General features: G+C 40.8%; 12 protein-coding genes and 1 pseudogene. 11 read left to right on the plus strand and 2 right to left on the minus strand.

Going from position 1 to position 19,918, the window contains the following annotated elements; genetic code table 11:
* Nucleotides 1–33: 33 nt before the first annotated feature.
* The 5 genes and pseudogenes from LKD46_RS01410 to LKD46_RS01430 all read left to right on the plus strand — a co-directional run bounded on the left by LKD46_RS01410 (nt 34) and on the right by LKD46_RS01430 (nt 8,442).
* Nucleotides 34–5,040, plus strand: a complete 5,007-nt coding sequence (locus LKD46_RS01410) for a leucine-rich repeat protein (protein ID WP_059085378.1) — start codon at nt 34–36, stop codon at nt 5,038–5,040.
* Between the two features lie 221 nt (nt 5,041–5,261).
* A pseudogene (locus tag LKD46_RS01415) lies at nt 5,262–5,564 on the plus strand (nucleotidyltransferase domain-containing protein); the annotation flags it as partial.
* Nucleotides 5,565–5,792: 228 nt separating this feature from the next.
* Nucleotides 5,793–6,464 (plus strand): transcriptional regulator, encoded by a 672-nt coding sequence (locus LKD46_RS01420; protein WP_227573683.1) that lies wholly within the window; start codon nt 5,793–5,795, stop codon nt 6,462–6,464.
* Nucleotides 6,465–6,720: 256 nt separating this feature from the next.
* A complete protein-coding gene (tnpA, locus tag LKD46_RS01425; RefSeq protein ID WP_180211315.1) occupies nt 6,721–7,131 on the plus strand; it encodes an IS200/IS605 family transposase in 411 nt (136 codons plus the stop codon).
* 54 nt (nt 7,132–7,185) lie between these two features.
* Nucleotides 7,186–8,442 carry an RNA-guided endonuclease InsQ/TnpB family protein gene (locus LKD46_RS01430; RefSeq protein ID WP_227573684.1) on the plus strand — a complete coding sequence of 419 codons (1,257 nt, stop codon included), beginning with the start codon at nt 7,186–7,188 and terminating at the stop codon, nt 8,440–8,442.
* 121 nt (nt 8,443–8,563) lie between these two features.
* Here the strand turns inward: LKD46_RS01430 and LKD46_RS01435 are convergent, their stop codons facing one another.
* Entirely contained in the window at nt 8,564–9,427 is an 864-nt protein-coding gene (locus tag LKD46_RS01435; RefSeq protein ID WP_044961974.1) for an AraC family transcriptional regulator, read from the minus strand.
* A 201-nt stretch (nt 9,428–9,628) separates the two neighbouring features.
* Between LKD46_RS01435 and LKD46_RS01440 the strand changes: the two genes are divergently transcribed.
* The 6 genes from LKD46_RS01440 (at nt 9,629) to uvrB (ending at nt 19,449) form a co-directional block, all read left to right on the plus strand.
* Nucleotides 9,629–12,667: a glycoside hydrolase family 2 TIM barrel-domain containing protein gene (locus LKD46_RS01440; RefSeq protein WP_110102506.1), complete on the plus strand. Its 3,039-nt coding sequence runs from the start codon at nt 9,629–9,631 to the stop codon at nt 12,665–12,667.
* Between the two features lie 169 nt (nt 12,668–12,836).
* Complete coding sequence (locus LKD46_RS01445; protein WP_110102505.1) at nt 12,837–14,234, plus strand: MFS transporter; 1,398 nt, start codon at nt 12,837–12,839, stop codon at nt 14,232–14,234.
* A gap of 351 nt (nt 14,235–14,585) precedes the next feature.
* Nucleotides 14,586–15,386 carry a helix-turn-helix transcriptional regulator gene (locus LKD46_RS01450; protein WP_015527044.1) on the plus strand — a complete coding sequence of 267 codons (801 nt, stop codon included), beginning with the start codon at nt 14,586–14,588 and terminating at the stop codon, nt 15,384–15,386.
* A gap of 161 nt (nt 15,387–15,547) precedes the next feature.
* Nucleotides 15,548–16,360: an HAD-IIA family hydrolase gene (locus tag LKD46_RS01455; protein WP_021652318.1), complete on the plus strand. Its 813-nt coding sequence runs from the start codon at nt 15,548–15,550 to the stop codon at nt 16,358–16,360.
* A 32-nt stretch (nt 16,361–16,392) separates the two neighbouring features.
* Entirely contained in the window at nt 16,393–16,941 is a 549-nt protein-coding gene (locus LKD46_RS01460; RefSeq protein ID WP_015527045.1) for a hypothetical protein, read from the plus strand.
* 519 nt (nt 16,942–17,460) lie between these two features.
* The gene (gene uvrB, locus LKD46_RS01465) at nt 17,461–19,449 is read left to right on the plus strand and encodes an excinuclease ABC subunit UvrB (RefSeq protein ID WP_110102504.1); all 1,989 of its coding nucleotides are present in this window, start codon (nt 17,461–17,463) and stop codon (nt 19,447–19,449) included.
* Nucleotides 19,450–19,535: 86 nt separating this feature from the next.
* Here the strand turns inward: uvrB and LKD46_RS01470 are convergent, their stop codons facing one another.
* The gene (locus tag LKD46_RS01470; protein ID WP_110102503.1) at nt 19,536–19,805 is read right to left on the minus strand and encodes a hypothetical protein; all 270 of its coding nucleotides are present in this window, start codon (nt 19,803–19,805) and stop codon (nt 19,536–19,538) included.
* Nucleotides 19,806–19,918 lie beyond the last annotated feature (113 nt).

Below are 19,918 nucleotides of genomic sequence, written 5' to 3' on the forward strand. Positions count from 1 at the left end.
ATATTTATGAAAAAGAAAAAGGAGGAGAGTAAGATGAAGAGAAAACTGGCACTGCTTCTGACAGTGACAATGCTGGCAACAAGTGTGTATACACCGTGGCTGGCAAATGCGGCAGAGTTTACTTCCGGTGAAGAAAACTCTCTGTACACGGAAGAGAAACCGGAAACAGAAGAAATTGAAGAAGAACCGGAAGCAGACACAGAAGAAGCCGGAGAAGAGGAGGTACAGGAAGATATCCTTTCCGACGAAAACACGGACACTGGTGAAGCGGAAGAAATTCAGCCATCAGAGGAAATGACAGAGGAGGAAGAAACACAGGAGCTTCTGCCAGAGCCGGCTGACGGAGAACAGGAATCTGCTTTTGAGGATGGCCAGACAGAAGAAGCCGGCGCAGGTACCACAGGCGTCTGGAACGGACTTAACTATAAGGTATCCAATGGGGAAGTAACGATCCTTTCAGTGGTCTATGATCAGCATTTTGACAAAGACGGGAAAAAGACCGGGGAGGACCGCTGTCAGCAGACAGACGGAAAGATCCCTTCAAGTATCGCAGGCTATCCGGTTACGGAGATCGCAGGAGGAGCCTATGCGAACTGCATTAACATGACTGAGGTGGTCATTCCGTCAACGGTGAAGAGAGTGGAAAGGGAAGCCTTCAGCGGCTGTACTTCTGTTCGCAGTATTTCACTTCCGGATAATGGAGTTACCATCTGTGCCGGTGTTTTTCAGGGCTGTACGGCACTGAATTCTGTTCATATACCGGCATCTGTAAAGGCGGATGGAGCCATCGGGGAAAGTCCGGCCTATGCAGGCGTATTTGCACGATGCAGCGCACTGCGGAATGTAACCTTCGGAGAAGGCATTACCTCGATCCCCAAGGGATTCTTTTTAAGCTGTACCGGGCTTCTCAGTATCAATATACCGGACAGTGTGACAAATATCGAAAAAAATGCGTTTAACAGCTGCGTCAATCTGAAAGATGTCCATCTTTCCGCAAAGCTTGAGTCTATCGAAGCAGGAGCCTTTAATAACTGTAAAAGTCTGAGCAAGATCCAGCTGCCTTCCACACTGAAGGTTTTAAGAGGCAGTGCGTTCAGCGAAACCAGTCTTACAGAAATCAATATTCCGCCACAGATGAAAACAGAGGATTATACCGCAGCCAACAGAGCATGGGGAGGACCGTTTGCAGGTCTGACGACACTTAAGAAGGTTACATTTGAGCAGGGAATGGAAGAAATCCCGAGAGGTATTTTTTATTCACCGGGGTCAATGCTCATGCTGGAGGAAGTGGTTCTGCCGGATTCCGTAAAAAAAATCGGCTATCGGGCATTCTGTAACTGCGGATATCTTAAAGAGATCACACTGCCCAAAAACCTGGAATCTATCGATGCAGATGCATTCTGGAACTGTACGGATCTGAAGCTGAGCAGAAGTGAACTTCCGGCATCCCTGAAAGTCATCAATGGTTCTGCGTTCTATGGCTGTAAAAATATTGACAGGATCGTATTTCCGGAAGGACTGGAATTTCTTGGAGGAAGTGCCTTTGGAGGCTGTACAGGCCTTAACGAGATCAATGTGCCGGCAGGTGTTGATACTGCTTACCGGGAAGCAGGACCTTTTGTAGATTGTTCCAATCTTAAAAAGGTTACATTCGCAAAGGGAATCGATAATGTTCCCTACAGCATTTTTGAGAACTGTAAAGGCCTTGAAACCGTAGAGATCCCGGATACAGTGAAAAAAATTGAGTCCTATGCCTTCAGCGGCTGTACAGGGCTTACAAAGGTGAATATTCCAAAGAACGTAACACAGATCGACAATGATGCATTTCTGAAATGCAGTGCGCTGAAGGAAATCCAGCTTCCGGAATCGCTGGTCTATATGGGATCTGAGGTCTTTAAAGCATGCACGGCACTGGAGAAGATCACATTTCCTTCCCGGAATATTGCAAATGGAACAGGCTCCAATATTTTTGCGGAGTGCAGTTCCCTGAAGAATGCTACGATCCCTTCCGGGGTTACAAAGCTGAATGATAGCCTTTTTGATGGCGTATCAGAAAATTTTGCCATTTACGGATATACAGGATCCTATGCAGAAAGCTACGCAAAGGACCACTCATTCAAGTTTGTTTCCGTAGGAACCACAGAAAAATTAAACTTTAAGATCACATTCAACAAAAATGCGAAAAAAGCAGTGCTGTCGGAGAAACAGAAGACAAAGCTCCTGAAAAAGGGAGAGGCATTCGGAACCCTTCCGGTACCTGTCTATAAGGGATATTATTTCCTGGGATGGTATACCAGAGCAGGAAAAGGCGGCACGAAGATCACTTCCAAGTCTTTATTACTTCTGCCCGAGGATTTGACATTATACGCACACTGGGCAAAAGCAGATCTGACCAAGGCAAAGATCACCGTTGGAAGCCGTACCTGGAACGGAAAGGCATCCCTTCCAAAGGTAACGGTAAAATTTAACGGTATAACCTTAAAATCCGGTAAGGATTATAAGGCATCGACCAAAAGCAAAGAGCCGGGAACCGGAAGTGTGACTATTAAGGGATCGGGTGCTTTTGCAGGATCAAAATCTGTAAAGAAAAATTTCAAGATCAATAAGGCTGCACGTACACTGAAGGTATCCAATGTGATCAAAGGAGCCGGCAATAAAGGAAAAACGTTCACCATTTCCACAAAGATCAACGGAGGTAAGGCAGATAAACCGAAGATCACCTTTAAGAGCAGCAATTCTTCCGTTGCAAAGCTAAACGGAAGTAAGGCGACACTTCAGAAGACGGGATATTCTTATATTACCGTAAATGTAGGCGCCACAAAGCATTACAAGGCAGTATCCAAAAAGGCTCTTGCGGTTCTTCAGGGAAAACAGAACATTACCTTAAATCCGGACGGAATGAAAAAAGGTACAAAAGCCAATACCTATGTTACCTCCGGCGAACTTCTGGCGAAGCCATTAAGAGTCAAGGCACTGGATGAGGCGGCAGTTACCTGCAGCGTGAATGCATCCGGATTAAATGGAGAAGCATGGATCACCGGCGGAGACAAGCTTACGGCAAAGGGTAGAGGAAAGATCACCATCAGGCTCACCGCAAAAGAGAGTAAGCATCATGTTTACCCAAAGACAACCAAAACCATTACGGTGGAGGTGAACGGTTTTGCCGTTTACGGCAAGGAATGGGCTTATGAACAGAACAATAACGGAACCATAACCCTGGTAAGATATTATGGAAAGAATTCCAAGGTCGGTATTCCGTCAAGCCTGAGCATAGCTTCCTCTGCAAGAAAAGTAACAGCACTGGGGGCGGGACTGTTTAAGAACAATACGACGATAACGTCCGTAAGCATTCCTTCCAGCGTAAATACCATTGGAGCCAGTGCATTTGAGGGCTGTAGCAGCCTCAGTGAGGTCAGCAATTCTTCTGCACTTAAGAAGATCGGCGCAAATGCCTTTAAGAACTGTAAAAAACTTAAAAATATCGAATTACCGGAAACGGTTACATCCATTGGAGCCGCAGCGTTTATGAACTGTTCTGCACTTACCATGATCAGGCTTCCTTACGAGCTTACTATCATTGAAGCAAATACTTTCTCCGGATGTACCACAATGGGGGGAGCGCTGTATCTTCCGTTAAATCTGGAGACTATCGGAGATTCTGCTTTTGAAAACTGCCGGGCTATCGGCAAGGTACACGTTTTCGGTTATGTGACCAGAATCGGAAAAAATGCTTTCCAGGGCTGCGAAAGCCTTGCGGAAGCAGCTTATGCCGGAATCAAAAGAGGATGGACTCAGTCCATTTCCTGGGGCGCAGGCAATGAAAAACTTAAAAACGCAAGCCTTACCTCCTATGTTTACGGAGAAAACTTCCTTTCAAGTTTCGTGAAGATGTCAGAAGAAGAATTCCTTACAGATCATGCAGATTACCTTGGAAATGCAGAGATCAGCAAGGTTGCAAAAGAATTGCAGAGTGAATCCTATACTGCAATGGCATCAAAAAGTAAATTTGATGATATGGCAGCAGCACTGATCAGCCAGCTGGAAGCAGGCACACCGAATGTAAAAGCCATATTTGAACATTTTACCGGTGTAAGCTACAGTGAAGATAAGCTTAACATGGAGATGGCCAGAGAACTTCTTCAGAGTATGCAGGAAGAGGACTGGAACAGAAGATATGATTCGCTGGCAGATCTGTTGAAAGTAATAAATGGATTTTTCGGTGAAGCCAAGAATATCCGTGAAAGCTTTAAACTGGACGGGAGAACCCGTTATCAGTTTGCCCGGACAGTTTCCTCAAAGTTTTTAAATGGAGCGGTAGATGCCAGCAAACTGAATAATGCATTTAAACTGTTTACGGATAACTGGGGCAAGATCGAAAAAGCGAACAAAGCAATTGGAAAGGGATTAGACCTTTATGACTTTGTGATCTCCTGGATGCTGGTCCTGCATGTAGAATATGATCAGATCGTACAGCTGATGCATCTGGTTCCGACAGACAGTGGTCTTTATACAGGACTGAATAAGCTGGAACAGTGGTACAGTAAGGATATCTACAGTATGGCGGTGGATTATATAGCAGATGATATTCTGAGTGAAACAGCAGACCTTACCAATGATCTTATAACAAAAGGTATCGTAAATACTGTATGGAAGGGGCAGAAGCTGGGTGCTTCCAGCTATACCCTTGTAGCAAAATGGGGATTTAAACTGGTGGGCAAGGCATTCAGCGGAATCCAGCCATCGATCTCAGCTTACAATAAGGCATGGATCACTATCTGTAATACAAGATATCTTCAGTCCCAGATGGAAAATCTGCGAATAAAACTGGCAAACGGCCAGAATGATAATACAAACAGAAAATATTTTGCAACAGCAGCAAAGGCATACTTCGCATCTCTGCGTCAGCAGGTTGAGTATGTATCCAAAGCTGTTGACAGCAAACAGTCCAGCGAGCTTATGTTCCTGTACAGAAGATACGAACCAGGACTTACCTACAATTCCTACATCTATTCCCAGATCGCACGGTATGAGGGAATCTGACAAAAAAGGAGAAAACTGTAAATAACGCCAAAAAAGCTGTCCGTAAATGCGGGCAGCTTTTTTTACGGGAAACTGAGAAGATGTTACTGTTCACTCCGTTCTCAGTAACAGTAAAATTGATACATGGAAAATACTGATTGAGAAACAAGGGTAAACTGGTTATAATAAAATTAAGAAGTAAGCAGAGCATAGAATGATCAGTAGAAAATGAGGGATGATATATGCCAAAGATGATGCAGGATTTAATCGAACAGTATGTAGAAGAGATCAAGAAGATCTATGGTTCCTATGTACGCCAGATAATCCTTTATGGTTCATGTGCAAGGGGTGACTTTCGTCCGGATTCTGATGTGGACATTATGATTCTGGCAGATATATCAGATCTGGAATTAAAGGCATATGCACAACAGCTCTCGTACATGACCTATGACTTTAATATGGATCATGACACGGATATTAAGCCTATTGCAAAAAGTGAAGCACATTTTAACAAGTGGATTGTGAACTATCCATTTTATTCCAGTAAACTTGCAGAACAAATTTCAAATGATAGTTATGGAATAGAAAATATGGATGCAAAATATCTGGCAGAAGATTTGATCGAGAATGAGCCGAAGCTTTTTGGATAAATTTTTTTACTCTGAATGATATACTGTAAAAGCAACAATAATAAAGATAAAAGCACTCTCTTTACATATAGTAACAGGCAGTATTTACATATCCACAAATTTCAGAACAACAAGGAGAACCGTATGGATCATTTCAAATTACACTCCGAATACAACCCACAGGAGACTAGCCTCAGGCTATCGAAAAACTGGTCAATCATTATAGTGCTTCTTATTGTAGTGGGAATATCTATGGTTACTTTTGGATCCATCGTATGTAATAAATTGCGACAACCACAAAACTATATTGAAGCAGTAGACTCAGATAGTATAGAAATGAAAACTGCTGAATTGTTATCAGGAATTGATGGAACAATGATGTTTCGATACAATTCAAGGGATACATTTAAAACGTTATCTATTTACTTGTCAGAATATCAGCTTGGACAACGAGTTTCACATAAAAAAGTTTTGGAACTTTCCTATGAAGATGTGAAATCTTCCACAAATGGATTGATTGTCATTACACCGGATTTTGATAATTTTACTGCAAAGCTCATCGCAGCAGATAAATATTCAAAATATATGACAGAAATACCAATTTTGGAGGGAGTTAAAAACAGGGAATATTATGGAAGATCAGCAACGACTATTGAAAACAAATGCAGGATAGAGTATGGAACAGAGCAAGGATTAGCAGCACTGATTTATGGAGAAAAAGGATTAAGCTCGTTGCCAATACAGGATATTGCAGGGGAGCATATAGATACAGATAATGAGTACATGTATTACTATTCGGTTGAATTTATAAAATAGCACTAATAAAAAGAAGAGGATGTCACGTAATCTGATTTGATTCGTTGGCATCCTTTTTTGGCATTTAGGACAATAAGCGGGAATCCTCGGCAATTCAATTACCGAGATGAAAGCGCAAGATTGTGCATATCTGCACATTGAAATAATATAATAATCTCCCAATCCCTTGATATTAATGCCGTAACCGGCATATAATCATTCGAAAATATGTTCGATTTTTGCTGCGCATTTTTATTCGTTATGTTATACTATATGTATGAAAGAAAATCTAATACATTACAGGACTTGTGTGTGTAATATTAATTACCATATGGTGTGGTCGGTGAAATACCGGCGGAAGATATTAAACCCAGAAATTGAGGAATACCTAAAGGAACTGGTGCAGCAGATCGCTGAGGATAAAGGTTTTACCGTTCATTTATTTGAATGTGGTGAAGGTGATCATGTCCACTGTTTTGTATCAGCTCCACCAAAGCTGTCCATAACAGCGATCGTCAAGTATCTGAAGGGGATCACCGGTAGAAAACTGTTCGAACGTTTTCAGGAAATAAGAGACCAGCTATGGAAGGGAGAGCTGTGGAACCATTCCTATTATGTGGAAACGATCGGATCTGTATCTGAGGAGAATATCCGCCGTTATATTGAGCATCAGAGCAAGTCGTATTAAACCAAGGTGGAGTGTAGATTTCTATCTGCATAGCTGTCCAAAGGGGGAAGAGGAATGCTGCTGTCACACAGAACATCTGTAAAGATCCGGCCGGAATATTCCAATATCATAGGGCATATGTGTTATGCAGCTTCCAAACTCTGGAATGTCTGCAACTACGAACGTCATCATTATAAAGAGCTGGGACTGGAAAAGTATCCTGACTGGTATTATCAGAAAAAAGCGCATAAAGGAGATCTGTGGTACAGACAGCTTCCGTCACAGATAGCACAGGAGATCTGCAAACAGCTGGACAAAGCATGGAGATCTTTTTATGTCCTGAAAAAGACCGGAGGGGTCAAAGATCCAAATCCGCCCCGTTTTAAACAGGACAATATCCCGGTCACATACATGCAGATGGGGATCCGGCATGAGAAAGGTTCAGATCGGTTGCGGCTGTCTCTGCCAAAGGATCTGAAAAGCTATATGGAAGAAACCTACGGGATCCATGAAAGATTTCTATATCTTGAAAATAAGATTTTCAGGGACATGGATCATATAAAACAATTGCGGATCTATCCGCCGGAAAACGGAAAATGTGACCTTATCGTTATCTATGAGATCGAAGGGACAGAGCAGCTTTCCCAGAATGGACATTATTTATCTATTGATCCTGGACTTCATAATCTGATGACCTGTTATGATTCCGGAAACGGTCGGACTTTTATCCTTGGAAGGAGATATCTTTCATTGGAAAGATACTTTCATAAAGAGATCGCCAGAGTGCAGTCTGTCTGGTATGCGCAGCAATCGGAAAGAGGGATAAAATATCCAAGATCATCGAAACATATCCAGAGACTTTACAGAAAAAAGCAGAATACAGTGAAGGATTATCTTCATAAAGTGACCAGATGGATTGCAGAATACTGCAGAAAAGAAGATATCCGCTGTGTGGTTGTGGGAGATATCCGAAATATCCGTAAAGAGAAGGATATGGGGCATAAGGTCAACCAGAAGTTTCACGGACTGCCATATAACAAGCTGTATATCATGCTGGGATATAAGCTGAAACTGTATGGGATCCAATTGATAAAACAGGAGGAAAGCTATACCAGCCAGTGCAGTCCGTTATCACCGGAAGTATCAAAAAGATATGCAGAAGCAACAAACCGAAAAGAACGGGGCATGTATATAACTGAAGGAGTAAGCTACAATGCAGATGCAGTAGGCGCATTTAATATCCTGCGGAAATATCTTTCCGCATCCGGAAAAGAGAAGACACTGTCCGTAACCGGACTAAAAAATCCAGAAATAATAAAAGTAGCTGTATAGCCGAAAGGCAAGCAGTATTGGTGTCATGGACGTACCCTGAAAAAAGGCGGTATCCCGCCAGATTTCAGATGCTCTGGTAACTAAGTTGCCGAGTAGTTCACTTTTTATGACATTATAGATTTCATAACCTATTTCTTATTTTTCGGTATTCTCTCGGCGAATATCCTTTCAACTTGTGAAAAAGCCGACTGAAATAAAGCTGGTTATCATATCCGACAATCTTAGAAATCTCATGGATGGAATAAGTTGTTGTTTCAAGTAACATCTGAGCATTGTTGATGCGGATTCCCACAATGAATTGCATTGGTGTAGAACCGGTATATTTTTTGAAATTTCGGATAAACCAGCTGACACTCATGCCTCGTGAGGCAGCATAATCATCAATATTGATATTTTGATTGTAGTTTTCACTGAAAAAGGTAACAGCATTATCCATCTCATGATCAAGGTATTCATTTTTTAATATGTGCTCTCTTGTCAGTTCCCGGTGGAAACTGATCAGAAGATGACGTAGCAAAAGGACAAGCATTTCCTCATAATTGTCTTGACAGCGTTGCAGCTCGATAATGATACGTTTGAAAATTTGTTCATATTCATTAGATGTACCCACTTGAAAGACACGTTCTTTATCCGGAAACCCATATTGACGTAAGATATTTTTTACATTGCTTCCTGTGAAGTGAATCCAGTATACTTCTGTCTTATCTTCTCCGTAATATTCATATTTTTGGAGTTCTTTCGGTCTGTACAGTACAATGTTGCCGGCTGGAACAATCGTTTCATTATTTACATTATCAAAATGAAAATGCCCACAACCAGCAGTGATATATATAATCTGATAATCCAGACGACCCTTTGGACGGTAGGTCGGAAGTTTGGGATGTCTGGAAAGACGGTAAGTACCACAGCTACCTACAATCAGCGGACGACTTTTGTCTTTGAAATCCATATGTGAGTGGTTCAAATAACCGGTGTTCAAATACATAGGACAGCACCTCTTTTCGTACTTTTTATCATTGTATCATTTAGTGCATATTTTGTCTAATCCAATTCATAGACATATTTTGCGAATTAGGATAAGCTATATATATAGCATAACTAAGGAACGTAAACAAAAAGTAAAGTATAAGGTTTTCTTTAGGAAAACAAAGAACAAAAAAGTATATGTATTGGAGGAGAGCTATTTATGATCGTACCACGTTATTATGAAAATCTAAGCGTACTGCACGAAAACACAATGCCAGCCAGAGCCTATTATATTCCGGCATCCAGAAGAATGGATAACTTGGTGGAACACAGAGAAGAGTCAGATCGTATGCAGTTATTGAATGGAACTTGGAAATTCCAGTATTTTAACAGCATCTATGACATTCAGGATTCTTTCTTTGAGAAGAATTATGATACAGAAAATTTTGATGAGATTCAGGTTCCAAGTGTATGGCAGATGGCTGGATATGATACACACCAGTATACAAACATCCGGTATCCATTTCCGTTTGATCCACCATATGTGCCACAGGACATTCCGTGTGGAGTCTATGTACATACTTTTGAGTACAGTAGAGATGAGAAAGCGCCAAAATCTTTTTTGAACTTTGAAGGAGTAGACAGTTGCTTTTACGTATGGATCAATGGCTCTTACATAGGATACAGCCAGGTTTCGCATATGACCAGTGAGTTTGATGTTACCGATGTACTTCAGGATGGAACGAATACGGTGGCAGTGTTGGTAATGAAGTGGTGTGATGGTTCCTATTTGGAAGATCAGGACAAATTCCGTATGAGTGGTATTTTCCGGGATGTGTACATTTTGAAACGCCCAAAACAGGCAATCAGTGATTATCATATTAAAACAAGAATTGAGGATATGCTTGCGAAAGTAGAAATTGAAATGAAATTCTACTCTCCGTTAAATGTAAAAATTTCGATTGAAGATAGAAACGGAGCAGTTGTAGCACTAGGAAGTATTGCTGAAGAAGGAACAGCTGTATTAGAAATCGCAAGTCCGGAACTTTGGAATACAGAAAATCCATATCTATATAAACTGATTCTTGAGACAGAGAATGAAGTAATTGTAGATCACATTGCATTAAGAAAGATAGAGATTAAAGACCAGGTTATTTATTTAAATGGACAGAAGATTAAATTCCGTGGTGTCAATCGACATGATTCTGATCCGGTTACTGGATTTACAATCAATCCGGAACAGATTACAACCGATCTTACGTTAATGAAGCAGCATAATTTTAATGCGATCCGTTCCAGCCACTATCCGAACGCACCATTTTTCTATGAAATGTGTGACAAGTATGGATTCATGGTAATAGATGAAGCAGATATTGAAGCTCATGGTCCATTTATGATCTATAGAAAAGAAGACACTGATTACAATCGGTTTAAACGATGGAATGAGAAGATTGCAGATGATCCGGTATGGGAAGAGGCAATCGTTGATCGCGTAAAACTCATGGTGGAACGTGACAAAAACCGTTTCTGTATTGTTATGTGGTCAATGGGAAATGAGAGTGCTTATGGCTGCAACTTTGAAAAAGCACTGGAATGGACAAAGAATTTTGATCCAGAACGTATCACACAATATGAGAGTGCAAGATACCGTAATTATGATGAAACATATGATTACAGCAATCTGGATGTGTACAGCCGGATGTACCCAGCGCTTTCCGAAATTCAGGAATATCTGGATAAAGATGGAAGCAAACCCTTCCTTTTGGTAGAGTACTGTCACAGCATGGGAAACGGACCTGGAGATTTTGAAGATTACTTCCAGATGATTCAGGATAATGATAAAATGTGCGGCGGCTTTGTCTGGGAATGGTGTGACCATGCGATTGCTCATGGAACTGCTGAGAATGGAAAGACTATATATGCTTATGGGGGCGACCATGGCGAAGAAATTCATGATGGCAACTTCTGTATGGATGGATTAGTATATCCGGACAGAACGGTACATACAGGACTTTTGGAATACAAGAATGTTTATCGCCCGGCAAGAGTTATTTCCTATAACAAAGAAAGCGGAGAACTGGTGCTTCATAACTACATGGATTTTGATGACTTGAAAGATTATGTGAAGATTAGTTATGAGCTGACACAGGATGGTCTTGTGATCAGCAAAGGCATACTTCCGGAGTTTTCTGTGGCACCACATGGGGAAGGAAAAACAAACCTGAAGATCAATGTTCCAGAGAATGGGAAATGTTATTTAAAACTTATTTACCATCTGAAAAAAGAATTGCCACTGTTGGATAAAGACCATATTCTTGGATTTGATGAAATTGAGGTAAGTAAAGAGGATACAAAATGTAAACTTGCAGAGAAATGGATACCAAAAACAGTAGTGGACTCTGAATTACAGGTAAATGAAAATGATACACAGATTCATATCAAGGGGCGTGAATTTGCTTATACCATAGACAAACGTACTGCACTCTTTACAGAGATGAAATTCGCAGGGCGGGAATACTTGAACCATCCGATGGAATTAAATATTTGGAGAGCTCCAACAGATAACGATATGTACATCAAGTCTGAATGGAAGAAAGCCCACTATGATAAGGCTTACACAAGAGCCTATACGACAGAGGTTGTGCAGGGAAAACATGGTGTGAAGATTACAAGCCATGCTTCCGTTGTGGCAGAGACAGTACAGAAGATTCTTGATGTGACGATTACATGGAAAATAGAAGCTGCTGGAAAGATTGATGCAGATATTGCAGTAACAAAAGACGATGAATTCCCGGATCTTCCGAGATTTGGTGTGAGGATGTTCCTGGATAAAAAACTTTCAGCTGTAAGATACTTTGGAATGGGACCACAGGAAAGTTATTGTGATAAACATCAGGCTGCGAGCCACGGTTTGTACCGGGCAGATGTAGGGGATTTACATGAGGACTATATTCGTCCACAGGAAAATGGAAGCCATTATGATTGTGAATATGTAGAACTTAACAACAGCCGATATGGAATTGTGGCATCCGCAGAAAAGGCATTTTCATTCAATGCTTCTTATTATACACAGGAAGAACTTGAGAAGAAAACGCATAATTATGAACTGACAGAATCAGATAGTGTAGTATTTTGTGTTGACTATGCACTAAATGGCATTGGTTCTAACAGTTGTGGTCCAGTTGTATTGGAGCAGTACCGATTTGATGATGTATTATTCCGGTTCCAGTTTACACTGATACCGTATATAAAGGGATAATAAAGTTTCATGTAACCCGTAAACAAGGAAAGAGAGTCTGATTGTTATGTAAAGTCCGGATATACAGAGCAATCAGACAAAAACAGAGAAAAAACTAGAATTAGACATCATACTCTGTTAGACATCTTGAAATTCTAAGTGCGATGAAGATGAGGAGCAAAGAAATTCGATGGAAGAAAAAAAGTATTTGAAATGGTATAACAAAATTGGATATGGATCAGGTGATATTGCAGGTAATGTAGTCTATGCCTTCCTGACATCTTTTATGATGGTCTATCTGACGGACTCAGTAGGACTTGCTGCAGGTGTCGTAGGTACCCTGATTGCCGTATCAAAACTATTTGATGGTTTTACGGATATATTTTTTGGATCAATGATTGACAAAACACACAGTAAAATGGGAAAAGCGAAGCCATGGATGCTATACGGATACATTGGTTGTGCCATTACGCTGGTCTGCTGCTTTGCAGTACCAGTCAGCTTTGGAACAACGGCTAAATACGCATGGTTCTTTATCTCTTATACACTGTTAAATGGTGTGTTTTATACAGCAAACAATATTGCTTACTCAGCACTTACGTCACTGATTACAAAGAACAGCAAAGAGCGTGTGCAGATGGGATCTTACCGTTTTATTTTTGCGTTTTCAACAAGTCTTCTGATTCAGGCGATTACAGTTGGATTTGTAGATAAATGTGGTGGAGATGCTGCGGCATGGAGAACGGTTGCTATTATCTATGCAATCATTGGTCTTGTCATAAATACGATTTCAGCACTTTCTGTTAAGGAACTTCCGGAGGAAGAACTTAACGAAGGAGAAGTAAAGGATGATAATGAAAAGTACGGAATGGTACAGGCATTCAAGCTTCTTGTTAAAAACAAATATTACATGATGATTTGTGGAACATATATTTTACAGCAGTTATATAGTGCCATGATTGGAGCTGGCATTTATTACATGACATGGGTACTGAAAAATAAGAATTTGTTTGGACAATTTGCATGGGCAGTAAATATTCCACTGATCATTGCCCTGATTTTCACACCGACATTAGTTGGTAAGTGGAAAGGTATGTATAAACTGAACTTAAGAGGTTATGTCTTAGCAGTCATCGGTAGAGCACTTGTTGTTGTTGCAGGATATATGGGCAGTGTTCCGCTGATGATGGCATTTACAGCTCTTGCAGCCTTAGGTCAGGGACCATGGCAGGGAGATATGAATGCAGTTATCGCATCCTGCTCTGAGTACACTTATCTTACACAGGGAAAGAGAATTGACGGAACGATGTACTCTTGTACTTCTCTTGGCGTAAAAATCGGTGGAGGTATTGGAACCGCTGTTGTTGGATGGCTGCTTGAGTTCAGTGGATATATCGGAACAAATGCAACTCAGCCGCAGTCTGCACTTGATATGATGCAGTTTATGTATCTTTGGCTTCCGTTAATCTTTGATGTATTGATTATGTTTGTACTTTCAAGAATGAATGTAGAAGATGCAAATAAAAAACTGAAAGCAGAAAAAGAAATTGCTGCAGATGAAGTAACAGATGCATCAGACATAAATTAGAATTGACAGGAGAAAGCGTTGTCTGGTCGTTGCTCGATGAGACAGTGCTTTTTTCTATATATAAAGTGATTGAACTGTATTTTGAAAATAAAAAAGGACCACTTCATTTTTGTGAAATGGCCTTAAGAAAATATTCAGTTTTCACAAAATAGTCCTTTTAGTATTTATACATGGTAAGGATGCTCAAAATATTCAGTGTAGAATACTAAAAGGCCATTCAGATATTTTTTTAGGTTGCTCATTTGCAATTCCTCCTTTCCTTATTTACAAGTTGATTATAAGATAGGTGTAAAAGGATTGCTTGCCAAATCGAAAGAAGATATAGACAAATGTTGCAAAGGGGAGTATTTCATGCAGTTAAAATATGTTGACACAAAAGAGGAGATCATAGCAATAAATAGGAAGTCAAAACATATTGAACCACATCTTCATAATGCACTGGAGATCGTTTGTGTAACAAGTGGATCATTAGAACTTGGTGTCGGACAGGAACTATACCATATGGAAAAAGGAGATATAGGCTTTGTATTTCCAGATGTTATTCATCACTATCAGGTACTGACACCCGGTGTAAATAAAGCGACTTATCTGATTGCATCGCCATTTACGATAGCCAAATTTGCAGATATCATGCAATCCATGGCTCCTGAATACCCAATCATCAAAGCGGAAAAGGTTGAACCGGAGGTATATAGGGTTATAAATGCAATTTTAGAGACAGAACAGTCGGATATTACTGTTGCACAGGCATATCTTCAAATTGTGTTGGCACGCTGCATAGGAAAATTAAATTTGGTAGAAAAGAGCAGTGTGGGGAGCAACGATCTTATTTACCAGACAGTTTCCTATATATCAGCAAATTTCAAGAAGAAGTTTTCGTTGGAAGAGATGGCAAAAGACCTGGGCGTGAGCAAATATGTTTTATCCAGACTCTTTTCCAAGACATTCCATAGAAACTTTAATCAATATCTTAACGATGCAAGGCTGAACTATGCATGCCATCGTTTGGAAAATACGAGTGATTCTATTACAAATATTTGTCTGGATAGTGGATTTGAAAGTCAGAGAACGTTTAACCGAGTATTTAAAGAAAGATATAAAATATCACCAAGTGATTATCGAAGTACTTGTGTGAAAGAGATGTTGTCATAAAAGGTTCTGTTGATCGAAATATTTACTTTGATTTTACAGTGCTATGTATTTGATTTCATGTGTGGATGATATAATATAAAAGTATTTGTAGAAAAAAGAGTTTTATTCTATTATGAAAAGAGTAAGGTGTATTCTAAAGAAACAAGAAAGGCAGGGCGCACATGAACATGATAAAATCCATAATCGATTTTAATGAAAAAAAAGGATTCATCTGTGATATGGATGGTGTGATCTATCATGGCAATCAGATATTGCCAGGTGTTCCAGAATTCATCCAGTGGTTGCATGATGAAAAGAAAGAATATTTGTTTTTGACAAATAATAGTGGATATACACCACGAGAATTAAATCAGAAACTGGCTAGGATGGGACTTGATGTGCCAGAAGAACATTTTTATACCAGTGCATTGGCAACAGCCGCATTTTTAAAAGAACAGGCGGCAGGCTGTTCGGCGTTTGTGATAGGAGAAGCCGGCCTGTTAAATGCACTTTATGATGTAGGTATCACAATGAATGATGTAAATCCGGATTATGTTGTTGTGGGAGAGGGACGCTCCTATTCATTGGATACATTAACAAAAGCAACGAATTTAGTTCTGAAAGGTGCAAAGCTGATCGGAGCAAACTCAGATGTTTCTGGACCGATTGAGAACGGCATCGCTCCTGCTTGTCGTGCATTGATTGCACCTATAGAAATGGCAACAGGTACACAGGCATATTTCTGTGGGAAACCGAATCCACTGATGATGAGAACAGGATTGAATATGCTTGGATGTCATTCAGCAGAAGCTGTAATGGTTGGGGATCGTATGGATACAGATGTGATTTCAGGAATGGAAAGTGGTATGTCTACTGTATTGGTTCTCTCTGGATGTTCAACGAAGGATACACTCAAAACTTATGCTTATCTTCCGACAATGGTATTGAATGGAGTGGGAGATATCGCCAGTATGGCAAAAGCAAAAGAGGAATAGTGTGATTAGGCAAATACCAGGAGGTAAAGTATATGATGAAACTTGATAATTTTGTAGGAATGATGACAGGACATTTTGATAATAAGGATCAATTTAATAAGATGCAGGCAGAAGGGAAAACATATCCATATGCGGAACATGTAAATACAATCTGTAATGACAAAATAAATAACCTTCCTGAAGATTTCAAAGGAAAATTTGTTGTTGAAGAGAGTTATTATGAAATTAATGGAAAACGTCATGCATCTCCACATCTTTTCCTTATCACGGAAATAGAACAGGGAATTTTACTTTCTTCTTATAAAATTCCAAAAGGAGAAGATAAAAATACATTTTCATATGATTCTATGAAGAATGTTGATTACTCTAAACTAGAAAAATCTGAAAAATTTAATCCGGCACTTTATCATGAAAAGGACGGAATCTGGGAGGGAGGCAGCACAAGCCAGTTCTCTCCGGTAATGACATTCAAACTTTGGGAAAAGTTTTCCAACAATTTTCTGGAAGTATCGGAAAGCATGGAAGTTAATGGAAAGAGAACTTTTGGATATGATGAACCAATAATTTATAAGCGTGTATAATCAAAGGTCTGCATATTGGGATGAACTTCAGTTTGTAGAGGACTCGATGAATTTGCGTAATATTGGGCGTTACATGAATGTTAATTTAAGAAAATAATATGGTAAGCAAAAGCGGGATAACTTTTCAAATATAAAAATAAGCGATATTATAAAAATTCTTTTTCAATTAAAAATAAGAAATAATTATCTGCCGTACGACGGCAAAAGAAAAAAGTACAAATAAGAATCGAACATTTGTACTTTTTTTCTTGAGTTAATCTATATACTTTCAAAAATTTATTTGATATAATAGGGACTGTTACAAGAACAAACATTAAAAATATGACAGGACCGGAGGTTAGTATTTTCAGGTATTTCCGAGTGCTGTTTTATCCGCAAATATTAGTTTTGTGACTTTTATTCGTAACGAGGTGAGAAACACATCTATTCACTATAAAAATGAGCTTTTCGTTACGAATCTGGATACGAATTTTTGGCTGATAATGATCATAGTAAAAGTCACAAATGGAGGGATTTACCATGAATGAGTTCAAATTAAAAGCCCCATACAAGCCAACCGGCGATCAGCCCCAGGCCATCGAGAAATTGGTCGAGGGATTTAAAGAAGGCAACCAGTTCGAGACTTTGCTTGGTGTTACTGGCTCCGGTAAGACTTTCACAATGGCGAATGTCATTGCCAAGTTAAATAAACCAACTCTGGTACTTGCCCACAATAAAACACTGGCGGCCCAGCTTTACGGCGAGATGAAAGAATTTTTTCCTGAGAACGCAGTGGAATATTTTGTCTCCTACTACGACTACTACCAGCCGGAGGCTTATGTCCCGTCCACAGATACCTACATCGCTAAGGACGCATCCACTAACGATGAGATCGATAAGCTCCGTCTCTCCGCCACAGCAGCCTTATGTGAGCGCAAGGATGTGATCGTGGTTTCGTCGGTATCCTGTATCTATGGCTTAGGTGCACCTCAGGAGTTTTTTGATATGATGATCTCTCTTCGCCCTGGAATGGAGAAGGACCGTGATGAGGTTATCAAACAGCTGATCGATATCCAGTACACAAGAAATGAGATGGATTTTCACCGTGGAACCTTTCGTGTCCGGGGTGATGTGCTGGAGATCTTTCCGGCGAATTCTACAGACCGGGCAGTACGGGTGGAGTTTTTCGGAGATGAGATCGAGCGTATCACAGATATCGATGTGCTTACCGGAGAGATCAAAAGTGTGGAAAGCCATGCAGCGATTTTCCCTGCATCTCATTACGTTGTGCCTCAGGAGCAGATCCGTCGTGCAGCAGATGCCATTTTGGAAGAGATGAAGCAGCAGGTGGAATACTTTAAAAGTGAGGATAAGCTGATCGAGGCTCAGAGAATTGCGGAGCGTACCAACTTTGATGTGGAAATGATGAAGGAAACGGGATTCTGCTCCGGGATCGAGAACTATTCCAGACACCTGACAGGGCTTGCACCGGGGCAGCCGCCGTATACACTGATGGATTACTTCGGAGATGATTTTTTACTTATTATAGATGAGTCCCATAAGACAGTTCCCCAGGTTGGCGGTATGTATGCCGGTGATCAGAGCCGTAAACAGACACTGGTGGATTACGGCTTCCGACTTCCGTCTGCCAAGGATAACCGTCCATTGAGCTTTGATGAATTCGAGAACAAGCTTGACCAGGTAATGTTTGTATCTGCGACACCGGGAGAATATGAATATGACCATGAGCTTCTCCGCGCAGAGCAGATCATCCGTCCTACAGGGCTTCTTGATCCGAAGGTGGAGGTGCGTCCGATCGAAGGACAGATCGATGATCTTGTAGCAGAAGTAAATAAGGAAATTGAAAAGAAAAACAAAGTCCTGATCACGACCCTGACCAAACGTATGGCAGAGGACCTTACCGATTATATGAAGGATCTGGGAATCCGTGTCCGATACCTTCATTCAGACATTGACACTCTGGAACGTGCGGAAATCATCCGCGATATGCGCCTGGATGTGTTTGATGTGCTAGTCGGGATCAACCTTCTGCGAGAAGGACTGGATATTCCGGAGATCACGCTGGTAGCGATCCTGGATGCAGATAAGGAAGGCTTCCTTCGTTCGGAAACATCCCTGGTACAGACTATCGGCCGTGCTGCCCGGAACAGCGAAGGCCATGTGATCATGTATGCAGATAATATGACAGAATCCATGGAAAAAGCAATCTCGGAGACAGAAAGAAGGAGAGCGATACAGGAGGCTTACAACAGGGAGCATGGCATCACTCCAACCACGATCAAGAAGGCGGTCCGTGATCTGATCGCTGTTTCGAAGAAGGTGGCAGAGACAGAAGTGAAGCTTAAAAAGGATCCGGAATCCATGAACCGAAAAGAACTGACGAAGGTAATCGCTCAGGTAGAGAAGCAGATGCGTGCTGCGGCAGCAGACCTGAATTTCGAGCAGGCTGCTGAGCTGAGAGACAAGATGCTCGAATTAAAAAAGAATCTGGAAGAATTAACGGAATAGGCTGCAAAGCAGCTGACAGTACAACACCCCTGGCTGTTACAGCCAGGGGTGTTGCCGGGTATGTTCGATCTGTTTTTGGGAAAAGCTTATTTTGTAGTTGAAAAGCCCAGGGAGCGCAGGGTGATGCTGGAGCCCTTGAGAAGATCAGCCCAATATGGAACAGCCATATCCAGAGTGTCGTTGGCAAGCTCGGAAGCATCTTTTTGTGTCAGAATCTGCCTTAGCTTGGAAGAACTAATCCTGGGAGCGGCCTCTGTAACACAGACTGTGCCAGGCAGAATTGCCGATTCTGCCGGAAGCATGGTCAGTACAAAGACTGTTATCAGAGATATCAGGATTTTTTTCCATTTTTTCATAGCGATCCCTCCTTCGAAAAAATATGATGGTTCTCTTTATTGATTGATTATAAGTAAAATTCCGGAGAAGGGCACTGGCATTTGTGCCAGTAACTTTGTTATAAAGAAGAGAA

The sequence above is a fragment of the Blautia fusiformis genome (genome assembly GCF_020686995.1).
Taxonomy (GTDB): Bacteria; Bacillota; Clostridia; order Lachnospirales; family Lachnospiraceae; genus Blautia_A; species Blautia_A fusiformis.

What these genes read in the sequence shown, in the direction of transcription:
- LKD46_RS01410 (WP_059085378.1), top strand. Translation starts at nt 34, where the DNA reads ATGAAGAGAAAACTGGCACTGCTTCTGACAGTGACAATGCTGGCAACA.
- LKD46_RS01420 (WP_227573683.1), top strand. Translation starts at nt 5,793, where the DNA reads ATGGATCATTTCAAATTACACTCCGAATACAACCCACAGGAGACTAGC.
- tnpA (WP_180211315.1), top strand. Translation starts at nt 6,721, where the DNA reads ATGAAAGAAAATCTAATACATTACAGGACTTGTGTGTGTAATATTAAT.
- LKD46_RS01430 (WP_227573684.1), top strand. Translation starts at nt 7,186, where the DNA reads ATGCTGCTGTCACACAGAACATCTGTAAAGATCCGGCCGGAATATTCC.
- LKD46_RS01435 (WP_044961974.1), bottom strand. Translation starts at nt 9,427, where the DNA reads ATGTATTTGAACACCGGTTATTTGAACCACTCACATATGGATTTCAAA.
- LKD46_RS01440 (WP_110102506.1), top strand. Translation starts at nt 9,629, where the DNA reads ATGATCGTACCACGTTATTATGAAAATCTAAGCGTACTGCACGAAAAC.
- LKD46_RS01445 (WP_110102505.1), top strand. Translation starts at nt 12,837, where the DNA reads ATGGAAGAAAAAAAGTATTTGAAATGGTATAACAAAATTGGATATGGA.
- LKD46_RS01450 (WP_015527044.1), top strand. Translation starts at nt 14,586, where the DNA reads ATGCAGTTAAAATATGTTGACACAAAAGAGGAGATCATAGCAATAAAT.
- LKD46_RS01455 (WP_021652318.1), top strand. Translation starts at nt 15,548, where the DNA reads ATGAACATGATAAAATCCATAATCGATTTTAATGAAAAAAAAGGATTC.
- LKD46_RS01460 (WP_015527045.1), top strand. Translation starts at nt 16,393, where the DNA reads ATGATGAAACTTGATAATTTTGTAGGAATGATGACAGGACATTTTGAT.
- uvrB (WP_110102504.1), top strand. Translation starts at nt 17,461, where the DNA reads ATGAATGAGTTCAAATTAAAAGCCCCATACAAGCCAACCGGCGATCAG.
- LKD46_RS01470 (WP_110102503.1), bottom strand. Translation starts at nt 19,805, where the DNA reads ATGAAAAAATGGAAAAAAATCCTGATATCTCTGATAACAGTCTTTGTA.